This is a genomic window from Streptomyces sp. AB3(2024) (assembly GCF_041862025.1).
Lineage (GTDB): Bacteria > Actinomycetota > Actinomycetes > Streptomycetales > Streptomycetaceae > Streptomyces.
In genome coordinates this window covers 1-221 of record NZ_JBGWAB010000445.1, presented here as the reverse complement: position 1 = coordinate 221, position 221 = coordinate 1, and the positions used below count along the sequence as shown (strand labels likewise).

The following is a 221-nucleotide window of genomic DNA, read 5'->3' as shown; positions in this document are numbered from 1 at the left end:
ACGGGCATCCCAAGGACCGGCGCCTGGATTTGAAACAGGTCCAGGCCGGGCTCGCGGTGACCGCCGACGGCGGTATCCCCGTCCACTCCCGGGTCTTCGACGGCGCCGCGGGCCGAGGTCAGCCAGGTCGTCGGAGCGATGAAGGACCTGCGGGCGATGGCCGGCACCAACACCTTTTTGATGGTCGCCGACTCCAAGCTGGTGTCCTACTCCAACATCAC

At 67.0% G+C, this 221-nt stretch carries 1 protein-coding gene; it reads right to left on the bottom strand.

Features of this window, described 5'->3' with window-relative positions; genetic code table 11:
- On the bottom strand, positions 1-197 hold a 197-nt coding region (locus ACEPPI_RS41165), incomplete at its 3' end, for a hypothetical protein (protein ID WP_373920334.1).
- Positions 198-221: the final 24 nt, after the last annotated feature.